Origin of the sequence: Arthrobacter sp. zg-Y750, assembly GCF_020907365.1 — a bacterium.
Taxonomy (GTDB): domain Bacteria; phylum Actinomycetota; class Actinomycetes; order Actinomycetales; family Micrococcaceae; genus Arthrobacter_B.
In genome coordinates this window covers 23,156-36,059 of sequence record NZ_JAJJOC010000008.1, presented here as the reverse complement: position 1 = coordinate 36,059, position 12,904 = coordinate 23,156, and the positions used below count along the sequence as shown (strand labels likewise).

12 protein-coding genes and 1 riboswitch are annotated in these 12,904 nt (G+C 66.6%); of the genes, 5 read left to right on the top strand and 7 right to left on the bottom strand.

What is annotated here, in order from left to right:
* Nucleotides 1-18 precede the first annotated feature (18 nt).
* The 3 genes from LOC57_RS05635 to LOC57_RS05625 are packed head-to-tail and all read right to left on the bottom strand — an operon-like array spanning nucleotide 19 to nucleotide 2,353.
* A complete protein-coding gene (locus LOC57_RS05635; protein WP_227912550.1) occupies nucleotides 19-993 on the bottom strand; it encodes a DNA topoisomerase IB in 975 nt (324 codons plus the stop codon).
* A gap of 56 nt (nucleotides 994-1,049) precedes the next feature.
* The gene (pheA, locus tag LOC57_RS05630; RefSeq protein WP_227912551.1) at nucleotides 1,050-2,030 is read right to left on the bottom strand and encodes a prephenate dehydratase; all 981 of its coding nucleotides are present in this window, start codon (nucleotides 2,028-2,030) and stop codon (nucleotides 1,050-1,052) included.
* Nucleotides 2,027-2,353: a rhodanese-like domain-containing protein gene (locus LOC57_RS05625; RefSeq protein WP_227912552.1), complete on the bottom strand. Its 327-nt coding sequence runs from the start codon at nucleotides 2,351-2,353 to the stop codon at nucleotides 2,027-2,029. Before LOC57_RS05625 ends, pheA begins: the two co-directional genes overlap by 4 nt.
* Before the next feature lie 143 nt (nucleotides 2,354-2,496).
* Here LOC57_RS05625 and LOC57_RS05620 point away from each other — a divergent pair, with 143 nt between their 5' ends.
* Complete coding sequence (locus LOC57_RS05620; RefSeq protein WP_229958641.1) at nucleotides 2,497-3,879, top strand: amidase; 1,383 nt, start codon at nucleotides 2,497-2,499, stop codon at nucleotides 3,877-3,879.
* A 27-nt stretch (nucleotides 3,880-3,906) separates the two neighbouring features.
* Here LOC57_RS05620 and LOC57_RS05615 read toward each other — a convergent pair whose 3' ends face one another.
* Complete coding sequence (locus LOC57_RS05615; protein ID WP_229958639.1) at nucleotides 3,907-4,887, bottom strand: MsnO8 family LLM class oxidoreductase; 981 nt, start codon at nucleotides 4,885-4,887, stop codon at nucleotides 3,907-3,909.
* Between the two features lie 295 nt (nucleotides 4,888-5,182).
* Between LOC57_RS05615 and LOC57_RS05610 the strand changes: the two genes are divergently transcribed.
* The 3 genes from LOC57_RS05610 (at nucleotide 5,183) to LOC57_RS05600 (ending at nucleotide 8,346) form a co-directional block, all read left to right on the top strand.
* Complete coding sequence (locus LOC57_RS05610) at nucleotides 5,183-6,586, top strand: peptide MFS transporter (protein ID WP_229958754.1); 1,404 nt, start codon at nucleotides 5,183-5,185, stop codon at nucleotides 6,584-6,586.
* Between the two features lie 122 nt (nucleotides 6,587-6,708).
* Nucleotides 6,709-6,834, top strand: a riboswitch (SAM riboswitch).
* 19 nt (nucleotides 6,835-6,853) lie between these two features.
* The gene (locus tag LOC57_RS05605) at nucleotides 6,854-8,059 is read left to right on the top strand and encodes a cobalamin-independent methionine synthase II family protein (protein ID WP_229958637.1); all 1,206 of its coding nucleotides are present in this window, start codon (nucleotides 6,854-6,856) and stop codon (nucleotides 8,057-8,059) included.
* Nucleotides 8,060-8,136: 77 nt separating this feature from the next.
* On the top strand, nucleotides 8,137-8,346 hold the full coding sequence (locus tag LOC57_RS05600) for a hypothetical protein (protein ID WP_227912557.1): 210 nt from the start codon (nucleotides 8,137-8,139) through the stop codon (nucleotides 8,344-8,346).
* Nucleotides 8,347-8,353: 7 nt separating this feature from the next.
* Here LOC57_RS05600 and LOC57_RS05595 read toward each other — a convergent pair whose 3' ends face one another.
* Nucleotides 8,354-8,704 (bottom strand): hypothetical protein, encoded by a 351-nt coding sequence (locus LOC57_RS05595; protein WP_227912558.1) that lies wholly within the window; start codon nucleotides 8,702-8,704, stop codon nucleotides 8,354-8,356.
* Between the two features lie 119 nt (nucleotides 8,705-8,823).
* On the opposite strand from LOC57_RS05595, the gene pgm reads away from it, so the two are divergent.
* Nucleotides 8,824-10,455, top strand: coding sequence for a phosphoglucomutase (alpha-D-glucose-1,6-bisphosphate-dependent) (gene pgm, locus LOC57_RS05590; RefSeq protein WP_227912559.1), 1,632 nt, complete (start codon nucleotides 8,824-8,826; stop codon nucleotides 10,453-10,455).
* Between the two features lie 62 nt (nucleotides 10,456-10,517).
* On the opposite strand, the gene LOC57_RS05585 is transcribed toward pgm, so the two are convergent.
* Nucleotides 10,518-11,945 carry an aldehyde dehydrogenase family protein gene (locus tag LOC57_RS05585; RefSeq protein WP_229958635.1) on the bottom strand — a complete coding sequence of 476 codons (1,428 nt, stop codon included), beginning with the start codon at nucleotides 11,943-11,945 and terminating at the stop codon, nucleotides 10,518-10,520.
* Complete coding sequence (locus tag LOC57_RS05580; protein WP_229958632.1) at nucleotides 11,942-12,805, bottom strand: SDR family NAD(P)-dependent oxidoreductase; 864 nt, start codon at nucleotides 12,803-12,805, stop codon at nucleotides 11,942-11,944. The genes LOC57_RS05585 and LOC57_RS05580 overlap by 4 nt, the downstream gene beginning before the upstream one ends.
* Between the last annotated feature and the right edge of the window lie 99 nt (nucleotides 12,806-12,904).

Genomic DNA, 12,904 nt, shown 5'->3' with positions numbered 1-12,904 from the left:
GGCGCCGCGGAAACCCGGTTAGTCCTCGAGCATCAGGCGCACCGCGGTCTCCGACGCCGAAAACCCGGTAACCGGGATGACGTCGCCGTCAAAGAACCGGTCCACCACGCGGGGATCAATGTAGGACTTGCGGGCGATAGCCGGCGTGTTGCCCAGGTGGTCCGCGACGTCCCGGGCGGTTGCCGCCACGGCCTTCAGCTTGGCCCGTTTAGTGACGGCTTCGGGCGCGAGCCGGGCCAGGGACATTGCAGCAACTACCGTGGCCTGCCAGGTGCGGAAGTCCTTGGCGCTGAAATCCCCGCCGGTTACTTCCTTCAGGAAAGCGTTCAGCGCTGCGGCGTCCACACTGTGCCAGCTGCCGTCCGAGCCGATGTAGGCCAGGGCCGTGTCGGCGCCGGGCCGTTCGAGCATGGGCTCCAGCGCTGCGGCGAGGTCCTCGTCATTGATGGACGTGTGCCATTCCTGGCCGCTCTTGCCCGGGAAATCGAAGCGGACCTCGGTGCCGGCCAGATTCACGTGCTCAATGCGCAGGGTGGTCGTGCCGTAGGAACCGTTGGCCTCGGCATACCGGGTGCCGCCCACCCGCAGGGCACCGGCGTCGACAATGCGCAGCGCGGCGGCGAGGGCACGTTCGGGACCCACCCCTTCGGCACGCAAATGCTTGGTAATCAGGCGGCGGGCCGGCGGAAGGGACTGCGCAAAGGCCAAGGCGCGGTCGAACTTTTCCCGGTCCTTCATTTCCCGCCAGTGCGGATGATAGATGTACTGCTTCCGCCCGGCCCCGTCCGTGCCGGTGGCCTGGATGTGGCCGTTGGCGTAGGGGCTGATCCAGACGCTGGTCCACGCCGGCGGGATCGCCAGCGAACGGATGCGTGCCAGCACCTGCCGGTCAGTGATCACCCCGCCGCGGATGTCCCGGTAGCTGAAGCCTTTTCCCCAGCGCCGCCGGGAGTAGCCGGGATGCTCGCAGTTGCTGCGCCTCAGTCGAGCCATGGTGCTTCCCTTTCACCCGGCGCCGCAGCCGGTCCGGCCGCGGCATGCTTCCAGCCCTAGTATCCGTTCAGCAGGGATTCGAGCCAAATATCCGCGTCCCGGAAAGCTTCGTCGCTGGTGTGCCGGGAGACCTCGGGCTCCCGGCGGTCCGCCCGGGGGTAGGAGCCCAGGAAACGCATTTCCGGGCTGATCCGGTGCAGGCCCTTCAACGCATCCGCCATCCGGGCATCGGCCACGTGTCCGTCGGCGTCAATGCTGAAGAAGTAGTCGCCGAGGAACATGCCGGTGGGGCGGGACTCGATCCGGCTCAGGTTTACCCCGCGGGTGGAGAACTGCTCAAGGATTTCCATCAGGGCACCCGGGTGGTCCTCCGGCAGCGGGATCACCAGGGTGGTCTTGTCCGATCCGGTGGGTTCGGGCAGCAGGCCAGGCTGGCTGATCATCACGAACCGGGTCACGGCGTCGCGCACGTCTCCGATGTCTTCCCGCAGCACCGTCAGCCCCAGCCGTTCGGCGACCAGCGGCGCGCAGATAGCAGCGTCGAAGGAGGGCTCTGCACCGCTAAGTTCCACGGCGGCTGCGGCAGTGGAGGACGCAGGGAGATATTCCGCTTCGGGAATATTCGCCGCGGCCCATTCGCGGCACTGGGCCCAGGCATGCGAGTGGGTAGACACCGTGCGGACATCCTCAAGCGCCACTCCCGGCCGGGCTGCCAGCACAAAGGTAATAGGTACCAGGATTTCGCGCAGGATCCGCAGAGTGGCGCCGGCCGAAAGCGCATCGAGGGTGGCGCTGACGCCGCCCTCCACCGAGTTCTCGATCGGAACCACGGCGGCATTGGCCTGACCGGAGCGGACCATTTCCAATGCGGTGTTCACGCTGGCGGACGGAACACGGACGGCATCCTTCGCGCCGGGCACCTGCAGCAGGGCCGCTTCCGTGAACGTTCCTTCCGGGCCGAGATAGGTGTACACCACGGTCTCGCCCGACGGGCCGGAATGGTGCGGAGCAGCTTGGGCGTGCGCCGTGTGCGTCATCGAACGGTCGGCTCCTGGCCATTGTCCGAAACCATGGGCTTGCCCGCTTCCAGCCAGGCGCCCATTCCGCCGTTGACGTTAACGGCCGAGTAGCCCTGTGCGTCCAGCCACGCAGTGGCGCGGGCGCTGCGGCCGCCGGTGCGGCAGATAACGGCCAGATCCTGGTCGGGGTCCAGGCTGTCAAGGCTTTCGGGCAGCTGGTCCAGCGGGATATGGACGGCGCCGTCCACGTGACCGGCCTCCCATTCATAGTCCTCCCGCACATCGAGGATTTTTGCGCCCGCCGGAATGCTGTCTACGGATACGCTCTGCATCTCACTCATTGCTGCCCTCACTGTTGAACCGGGTTGTTCCGCGCCGCCGCCGCACCCGGGCTTCCGGGGCCGCGGCGTTCGTTTTGTCCAGCCTATAGTGGGACGCGGCCCGAAGAAATAAACGTCCAGGTCCCATGCACCGGAGGTACAAATTGCCCGCTCCCCACGAGATGACCGCCGTCGAGCTGCGGGATGAACTGGCAGCCGGCCGGCTCGGCGCCGAAGAGGTGACCACCCACTACCTGCAGCGGATCGAAGAGCTCAACCCCGCGCTGGGCGCCTTCCTCACGCCCACCCCTGAGCTTGCCGTGGCCGAGGCGCGGGCCGCTGATGCGCGGCGCGCCCGGGGAGAAAAGCTGGGCATGCTGCACGGCATGCCGCTGGCCCACAAAGACCTGACCGATGTGGCCGGCGTCCGTACCACCATGGGCAGCGCCGCGTTGAAGCCGTGGACGGCGGACACCGACGGCCCGCTCCCGGCCGTACTGCGCCGGGCCGGAGCCATCAGCCTCGGCAAAACCCAGGTGCCGGAATTCGGGCTGAGCAGCTACAGCGAAAACCTGGTGGGCCCGCCGGCGCGGAACCCGCGGGATCTGCGGTTGAGCCCCGGCGGATCCTCCGGTGGCAGCGCAGCGGCCGTAGCTGCCGGGCTGATTCCCTTCGCACCGGGCACCGACGGCGGCGGTTCGGTACGCATCCCCGCCGCCGCCACCGGGCTGGTAGGGCTTAAGCCCAACCGCGGCAGGGTCCCCTCCGGCTCCGCCCAGCAGGATTTGGGCCAGTTTGTGGTGGCCGGTCCACTGGCCCGAACCGCGGCCGACGCCGGACTGCTGCTGGACGCCATGGTTGCCGGGCCGAACCACCGCGCCACCAGCGCACCGCCGTCCACGGACGGCTTCCTGGCCGCTGCGCAGCGGGCCGAAGGCACATTCCGGATAGGCGTCAGCACCCTCTCACCTTTCGAGTCCAGGCTGGAGATCCGCCTTGATCCCGAGGCGCTTCAGGCGCTCGACGCCGGGTCGGCCGCGCTAACTGCGGCAGGCCACGACTTGGTGGACACGGACCTGCGCTACGACGAACGGTATCCGGATGCGTTCGAGGCGGTGTGGACGGCGTTCCTGGCTACGGCTGTGCTGGAGCCGGGGGCCGAATCGGAACTCACCGGCATTGCAGCGTCCAAGCGGCAGCGGGCACTGGGCCGAAGCGCTGCGGACCTGGTCACGGCCATTGACATCCTGCGCACCTTCGAAACTGACACCATCCGGCAGTTCGGTGCCTATGACATGATCCTCACGCCGTCCCTGGGCATGACGCCGCGGCCCATCGGCTGGTACACGGACGGCGGCGGGGAGGAAGACTATGTACGGCAGTGCCTCTACTCGCCGTTCACGTCCATGGTTAATGTGTGCGGACTTCCCGCCATCTCCGTCCCCGTGTACAACACGGAGGCCGGACTGCCGATGGGTATCCAGCTCATCGGCCGTCCGGGGGCCGAAGCCGACCTGCTCGCCGTCGCCGCGCAGCTTGGCTACTGACCCCGGTTCCCCATCCAGGCGGGGCCGCTAATCCGTGAACAGGCCGGCGAGCAGCCGGTCGGACTCCCGTTGGCCCGCGAGGTCATAGGCTCCCCCGGTGGCCAGGAGTTCATCGGCACCGGTTGCGGCCACGAGCCCACCCAGCTTCTCGCGGACCTGGTCCGGGGTGCCGTGGATGGAATTGGCCAGTGATTCCCGGATAAGTTCCTGCCGGCGTTCCGGGCCTTCCGCAGCGCTGCCGCTCCCGGCCAGGGCGGGGAACACACCCTTGGTACGTGAATCGGCCAGGGCCGCGGCCTCGGGGAGGAGCAGTTCAGCGGCTGCCCTTTCCGTGCCGGCAACCGCCACGTTCACCGCGGCCAGCACGTAGGGGCGCGGGAACCGGTCCGAGGGTCGGAAGGATGTCCGGTACCGTTCCAGCACCTGCCCGGGGTTGTTTCGGAACAGGCCCGGCCCGCCGAAGACCAGGCCCAGGCCCGCACGCGCAGCGATATCGGCACCGGCTCCGGTGGCCAGCACAAAAACCGGGGTTTGGCCGGAGTCCCGCGGCCGCGCCGTGATCGGTGCCGTGCCGTCGAGGTAGGCCAGCAGTTCCGCCAGGTCCGCTTCGAACCGTTCGGCCTCAGCCTTTCCTGCCTTTAGTGCCCGCCGCACCGCCTGCGTGAAACCCACCGAACGGCCCAGCCCCAGGTCAATGCGGTCCGGGTAGAGGGCGGACAGGGTGGCGGCCTGCTCGGCGACCAGCAGCGGCGGATGGTTGGGCAGCATGATGCCGCCGGAACCGATGCGGATGCTGCTGGTCCGGGCGGCAAGGGCGGCCATCAGCACCGCCGGTGCTGAACCGGCAATACCGGCCACGGCATGGTGTTCGGCCACCCAGAAGCGCCGGTACCCCAGCGCTTCAGCAGCTTCGGCACGCTCGAGGACTGCCTGCAGGGCATGGGCCTCGGAAAAGCCCAGCCGTGAGTTGGCGCGGTCAAGGATCGAGAGGGGGACGCGGGTGGGCATACCGGTGGCAACCCTGCACACTCCCCCGGAATTCCGGCTGCTTGTAGGCAGCGCCCCGGGTTTGCGCAAAATCCGGGCGTAACGGGGGCCCTATTGCACGTAATCTCGCGGAAATCGACCTGCAAACGGGTGACCTTCAGCACATGGTTAAGGGAAACCTGCCCGGTTCGGGGCGGAATACGCCGGTTTTCCCGGCGCTTACCCCCGCGGGGAGTGGGACCATTAATCCGTGAGCCATACCCCCAGTAACCCAGGCGTCCAAGAAGCGCGTAAAACCTTCTTCGGCCATCCCCGGATGTTGGCCAATCTTTTCAGTGTCGAGTTGTGGGAACGCTTCTCGTTCTACGGCATGCAGGGCATCCTGCTGTACTACATGTACTACAGCGTCACCGAGGGCGGCCTTGGCATCGATAAAGCCATCGCCACCTCACTGGTGGGCGCATACGGCGGTGGTGTGTACCTGTCCACCATCATTGGTGCGTGGCTTGCGGACCGGGTCCTCGGATCCGAACGCGTGCTCTTCTACTCCGCCGCGATTGTTGTGCTCGGCCACATTTCGCTGGCCGTGCTCCCGGGCGCAGTGGGGCTGGCCGCCGGCCTGATCCTGATTGCCCTGGGTTCCGGCGGCGTCAAAGCCAACGCCACTTCGCTGGTGGGGACCCTGTACGACGAAAAGGATGAACGGCGCGACGCTGGTTTCTCCCTCTTCTACATGGGCATCAACCTCGGCGCCCTGGTCGGCCCCCTCCTCACCGGCCTGCTCCAGGTGAAGCTCGGCTTCCACTACGGCTTCGGCCTGGCTGCCATTGGCATGGCCATCGGCCTCGTCCAGTACGGCCTGACCCGCAAGTACCTGCCCGAGGCTGCCCACCAGGTGACCAACCCGCTGCCGCGCCGCAAGTACGCCACCATGGGCGGCGTTGCCGCCGGCGTTGTGGTCATCGTTGCCCTGGCCGTGGTCTTCGGCCTGCTCAAGGCGGAGAACCTCGCAGTGGTCATGGCGACCGTGGCCATCCTTGCCTCGATCGCATACTTCGTGATCATCCTGCGCAGCCCGAAGGTGGGCGCCGTCGAACGCCGCCGCGTGTACTCCTTCATGCCGCTGTTCATCGCCAGCGCCGCTTTCTGGGCCCTGTTCCAGCAGCAGTTCACCGTGGTGGCGCTGTACGCGGACACCTCGCTGGACCGGTCCATCTTCGGCTTCACCATGCCGGCGGCCTGGGTGCAGTCCATCAACCCGATCTTCATCATCATCTTCGCGGCCGTCTTCGCCGCGGTCTGGACCAAGCTGGGCGACCGGCAGCCGTCCTCGCCGCTGAAGTTCTCCCTGGGACTTGCCGTAATGGGCCTGGCCTTCCTGGCCTTCATCCCGTTCTCCGGCGGCGGCCCCAACAGCACCCCGCTGCTGGCAATTGTCGGCATCCTGCTGCTGTTCACCTTCGCTGAGCTGTTTATCTCCCCGATCGGCCTGTCCGTGGCAACCAAGCTGGCGCCGGAAATTTTCCGGACCCAGATGGTGGCGCTGTTCTTCCTTTCGGTCTCCCTGGGCACCACGCTGGCCGGCTGGCTGGCACAGTTCTACGACCCCGAAACCGAGGTCAGCTACTTCCTGTTCAGCGGCGGAACCGCCATTGTCCTGGGCATCGCCCTGGCAGCGGCGACCCCGGCCATCAAGAAGCTGATGAGCGGCGTGCGCTAACCGGCACAACAGTTTCAGTTCCACCAGGACGGCGGCACCGGGCAACCCCGGGGCCGCCGTTCTTTTTGCCTGCCGTCACATGCTTGGCCTGCGCCCGGCGTCGTGGTTAGGATGGGCACCAGCTTCAGGAGACACGGCCGCCAAGCTCCGACTTGGCCGTGCACCAACCCCATGCTTCGCGGGTGGTTCGGATGACGAAGCGGCCTGCACCGCCTTTTCCAGGCATCCGGTGCAGGCAAGAGCACGTGAATCCCAAGGATTATTTCCATGCGCAAAAGCACCGACCGTATCCTGGCCACCCATGCCGGTTCCCTGCCCCGCACCCCCGAACTCCTCGCGGCCAACGCGGCTCGGGACGCGGACCCCTCCGACACCGGGGGCTATGCCGAACTGCTCAGCGACGCCGTCGCCGACCTGGTGCTGCGCCAGCAGCGGGCCGGCATCGACATCCCCAACGACGGCGAGTACGGGCATTCAATGTCCGCCGAGGTGGACTACGGGGCCTGGTGGTCCTATTCCTTTGCCCGGCTCAGCGGCCTGACCGTGGCGGAGACCGGCATCTGGGAGATGGAGCCCGTCCGTTCCGAGCCGGGAAAACCGGTCCTCACCAGCTTCGGTGACCGCCGCGACCGGGGGCGCTTCCGCGAGGCCTACACCGACCCGTCGTCGAGCATCACCACCGGCGCCCAGAAGGTCTTCCCGAAGGTCACCGGCAAGGTGGAATACACCGGGTACGACGCCGTTGCCGGCGACATCCGCAACCTCAAGTCAGGGCTGGCGGCGGCGGGGCTGGAGGAAGGTTTCCTCGCCTCGCTTTCCCCCGGTTCCTGTTCACGCATCGCCAACGAGTACTACGCCACCGAGGAGGAGTTCATCTACGCCTGCGCGGACGCGATGCGGGAGGAATACAAGGCGATTATCGACGCCGGCCTGATTGTGCAGATCGACGATCCGTCCATTGCGGAGAACTGGGACCAGATCAATCCCGAGCCGTCCGTCGAGGACTACCTGCGCTTCACCGAAATCCGGGTTGAGGCCCTGAATTACGCACTGCGCGGCCTTCCCGAGGAGCAGATCCGCTTCCACCTGTGCTGGGGCTCCTGGCACGGACCGCACACGACGGACATCGAGTTCCGGCACCTGGCGGACACCCTGCTGAAGATCAACGCCGGCGGTTACAGCTTCGAAGCCGGCAACGTACGGCACGAGCACGAATGGCGGGTCTGGGAAGACACCAAGCTGCCGGACGGCAAGGTGATCATTCCCGGCGTCGTCTCCCATGCAACGAACGTAGTGGAGCATCCGGAGTTGGTGGCGGACCGGATTGAGCGCTTCGCCCGGCTGGTCGGCCGCGAAAACGTGATTGCGTCTACGGACTGCGGGCTGGGCGGCCGCGTGCACCCGCAGATCGCGGCGGCCAAGCTCGAAGCCCTCGGCGAAGGTGCGCGGCTGGCCAGCAGCCGTCTATGGTGACCCGGTGCGGGCAGGCTTGGTGTGCCCTAGAGTGGGATTCGTAAGGCTACTGATGAATTACCTTCAAGGAGCTGATGATGACTGATCCGAAAGCCGGCGACCCTAAGAACGAGTCCGCGAATCCGATTGAGAACGCGGTGGAAAACCTGATGTCCACCTCCGCGGAAGTTCCCGACGGCAGCGGCAGCCAGGACCACTCCGACCCGCGCACGGAGGTCCACTCCAACCTTGCGCAGGGCCTGAACTCCGACAACGAGAATTTCAAGGCCAAGCACAACGACAAGTGAGGGCTTCCTAGCTGTCCAGCCCGGCGGCGGCCAGCGCCAGCATTCCGCTGGCCGCCGCCAGCAGGCCCAGGCCGCCCAGGGTGCTAAAGGCGCTGCCGCCGTCTTGGCGCCGGCCCCGGCTAAACAGGACCGCTGCGCTCAGCCAAGCTGCCAGGAACACCAGGACCGGCAGGACACCGGCGGCGAATCCGGCGGCCTGCTCGGCCCAGGCCGGGAGGTCGAACTGCCGGCGCTGGCTCCAAAAGAACCAGAAAACCGGGGCGGCGCATACGTAGATGATGTTCAGGACCGCCATGGCTGCCCGGGTGCCGCGGCGCATTCCGGGCTGAAGCTGCGCCGGTACCGCACTGGCCGCCATGGTGTTCCCCTCTCCGCCGCGCCCTCGCGGCTGTCCGATCGAGCATACGGCCGGACGGGCAGCTTTACACGTAGGCGGGTGTCTGCCGCACCTGCCGTTTCTTTGGCATGCTTAGGGGTATGTCTAATCGTGCAGGAAAACCCGCTGAACCATCCGACCTTGTAGATCTCACCGCGCTGTTGGACGCCTATTACGACGTCGCGCCGGATCCTTCGAACGTGGCGCAGCGCGTTGCGTTCGGTACTTCCGGGCACCGGGGATCATCGCTGAACGGCGCCTTCAACGAGCAGCACATTGCCGCCATCACCCAGGCGATCGTTGAGTACCGCCGTTCTGCGGGCATCACCGGACCCCTGTTCATGGGCAAAGATACCCATGCACTTTCCGAACCGGCGCAGAACACCGCACTGGAGGTCCTGGCGGCCAACGGCGTGAACGTGCTCATTGATGCGCGGAACGGCTTCACCCCCACCCCGGCCGTCAGCCACGCCATCCTGAAGTACAACGCCTCACGGACGGACCAGTCCGACGGCATTGTGGTGACGCCCTCGCACAATCCCCCCGCTGACGGCGGCTTCAAGTACAACCCGCCCACGGGCGGGCCTGCCGGTTCGGACATCACCAACTGGATTGCCGACCGCGCCAACGAACTGCTGGAAGCCGGCCTGAACGGAGTGAAGCGCATTCCGCTGGGCGAAGCACGCCTGGCCGATTCCGTGGGCACGTACGACTTCCTGCAGAACTACGTCGAAGACCTCCCCTCGGTGCTGAACCTGGATGCGATCCGCAGCGCCGGCCTGCACATCGGCGCCGATCCGCTGGGCGGTGCTTCTGTGGACTACTGGGGCGCCATTGCGGAGCAGCACCAGCTGAACCTGACCGTAGTGAACCCCAACGTGGATCCGCAGTGGGCATTCATGACCCTGGACTGGGACGAGAAGATCCGCATGGACTGCTCCTCCCCGTACGCCATGGCCTCCTTGATTGCCCGCGCCGACGAATACGACATAGCCACGGGCAACGACGCCGACGCCGACCGGCACGGCATTGTCACCCCCGACGGCGGGTTGATGAACCCGAACCACTACCTGGCCACGGCCATCGACTACCTTTACCGCAACCGCTCGGGCTGGAGCGCAGACGCCATGGTGGGCAAGACCCTGGTGTCCTCCTCCATGATCGACCGCGTGACGGCGGACCTGGGCCGGGTGCTGATGGAGGTTCCCGTGGGCTTCAAGTGGTTTGTCCCGGGCCTGCTCTCCGGCGAGACCGCTTTCGGCGGCGAGGAATCCGCCGGCGCTTCCTTCCTGCGCCTGGATGCCAGCCCGTGGAGCACCGACAAGGACGGTCTCCTGCTGGCCCTGCTCGCCTCGGAAATGACCGCAGTGACCGGCAAGACCCCGTCCCAGCGGTACCGCGAACTGACCAACAGGTTCGGCGACCCGGAATATGCCCGGGTGGACGCCCCGGCCACCCGGGAGCAGAAGGCGGCGTTGGCCAAGCTCTCGCCGTCGGACGTCACCGCCACCACCGTGGCCGGCGAGGAAATCACCGCCCGCCTGACTGAAGCTCCCGGCAACGGTGCACCCATCGGCGGACTGAAAGTGACCACGGAAAACGCCTGGTTCGCCGCGCGCCCCTCCGGAACGGAGGACGTATACAAAATCTATGCCGAGTCCTTCAAGGGGTTGGAGCACCTGCACCAGGTGCAGGCTGAAGCCAAGGCCATTGTTGACGGCGTCATCTCCTAGCGATACCGCGTTAACGGCAAAAGGGCGGACCAGGAGGTCCGCCCTTTTGCCGTTAACGGGCGCTAGAGCAGCCGGCGCAGGATCTGTTTCTTCACTCCGTTGTACGGCGGGTACGCGAACCGGAGCGTATCCAGCAAGGTGCCCTTGCTGAAGACCGGGCGCAGCTGGCTGAACGTATCGAAGGAGTACTTGCCGTGGTACGCGCCGGTTCCGCTGGCCCCGGCGCCGCCGAACGGCAGCCCCGGCACGGCCAGCTGCACGGTGCTGGCGTTGTGGTTGATGCTGCCTGCCCGTACGCCGGCCTCGAACGCCTGCCGCGCAGCTGCCGAATTGGTGTACAGGTAGGCGGAGAGCGGAACCGGGCGGGCGTTGATGAACTCCATCGCCTCGTCCAGGTCCTTCACAGTCAGCACGGGCAGGATGGGTCCGAAAATCTCTTCCTGCATCACCGGCGACTGCGGATCCACGTCCGTAAGGATGGTCGGTTCAAGATACAGGCCGGCACGGTCGCTGCGGCCGCCGGCCAGGATTGTCCCGCTGTCCAGCAGCCCCACCAGCCGCTCCCAGTGCTGTTCATTCACGATCCGGCCGAAGTCCCTGCTCTTGGCCGGGTCCTTCCCGAACAGTTCCGCCACGGCCTTGACGAGGTGTTTGCGCAGTGCGGGCGCGGCTTCCTCGGTGACCAGCACGTAGTCCGGCGCCACGCAGGTCTGTCCGGCGTTGAGCAGCTTGCCGAACACCAGACGCCGGGCGACGCCGGCCCAGTTGCCGTCCAGCACCACGGCTGGGGATTTGCCGCCCAGCTCCAAGGTGACCGGAGTCAGGTGCTCGGCTGCTGCCTGCAGCACAATCCGTCCCACACGCTCCCCGCCGGTGAAGAAGATGGAATCAAAGCGTTCCCGAAGCAGTGCGGTGCTGATGTCCTGCCCGCCCTCGACCACCGCGACGGCGTCGGAATCCAGGTAACGCGGTACCAGGTCGGCGAGTACCGCAGAGGTGGCCGGGGCCAGTTCACTGGGCTTGAGCACGGCCGCGTTACCGGCCGCCAAGGCGCCCACCAGCGGGGCCAGCACCAGCTGCACCGGATAGTTCCACGGCCCGATGATCAGCACCACGCCCAGCGGCTGCGGCTCTGTTTTGGCCGACGCAGGCAGCAGCCCCAGCGGCACCGGAACCCGGCGGCTGCGGGTCCACTTGTCCAGGTGCTTCAGCGCATGCTCGGCCTCGGCCCGGACCAGCGAGAGTTCCGTGACGTAGCTTTCCAGCGGGTTCTTGCCCAGGTCCGCTGCCAGTGCGTCCGCCAGTTCCTGTTCGCGTTCCCGGAACAGGCGGATGAGGCCCGTGAGCTGGGCACGCCGCCAGGCCGGCGGACGGGTACGCCCGGATGCGTAGGCCTTCCGGACCCGTGCCAGGACGGCCGGCACCAATGCCGCTGATTCGGCGGACAGGGAGGATTCCGGGTCCGAAAAGGCGGAAACCATTTCGCTCATGCCTTGGCCTCTTCCTTCGCGCCATCGTCCGCCGGTTTCCGTCCGGTGAAGTGGTCCATGGACTGGTAGACCTTGAAAACACGGCCGGCAACCACGTCCCAGGCCGGCTGCGGCAGCACATTGCGCAGGGCACTGCCCAGGGCCACGGTCCACGGCAGCTGGATCCGTGCCTTGCCGGCCAGCATCGCCCTCCAGGCCCGGTCCACCACGTGCTGCGGTTCCATCAGCGGGGTCAGCAGCGGCCCCCGGGCACCTTCGAACATCCCGGTCTTGATGTAGCTGGGGATCAGGGTGGTGACGGCCACATGGCCGTTGCCGGATTCGTTCAGCTCCAGGCGCATGGAGTCGCTCCAGCCGATCACGGCCCATTTCGACGCCGTGTACACACTCATCTTGGGCACGGACAGTGTGCCTGAGGCGGAGGCAACGTTGAGGATCCGGGCCGGGGTGCGGCGTTCGATCATCCCGGGCAGGAAGGCCCGGGTCACCTGCATGGGTGCCAGGGTGTTCACGGCCATCACGGCGTTGATGTCTGCCTTCGGGGCGTGCTCCCAGAAGTATTTGCCGCGCACAATGCCCGCGTTGTTGATGAGGATGTCCGGAACGCCGGCGTCGCGGATCACCTTTTCCGCCGCAGCCTCAATGTCCGGCAGTGAACTGACGTCCACCGCATAGGGGTAGACAGCCGATGCGCCCTGCTCGCGCAGTTCGGCGGCGGTGCCTTCCAAGGCCTCGGCGTTGAGGTCCCACAGCACCACCGCGGCCGCGCCTTCGCGGACGGCGCGTTCGGCATAAAGCCTGCCCATGCCCATTGCCGCGCCCGTGATAAGGACCACCCGTCCTGAAACTGAAATGCTCATGCTGCTCCATCGTCTAGCGGTACGGATTCAACGTTGTGACCGGTCCGCGCGGCGCGCGGGTCTTATTGCAACGTAACATCCCGGCAATCGTTGCCGGTT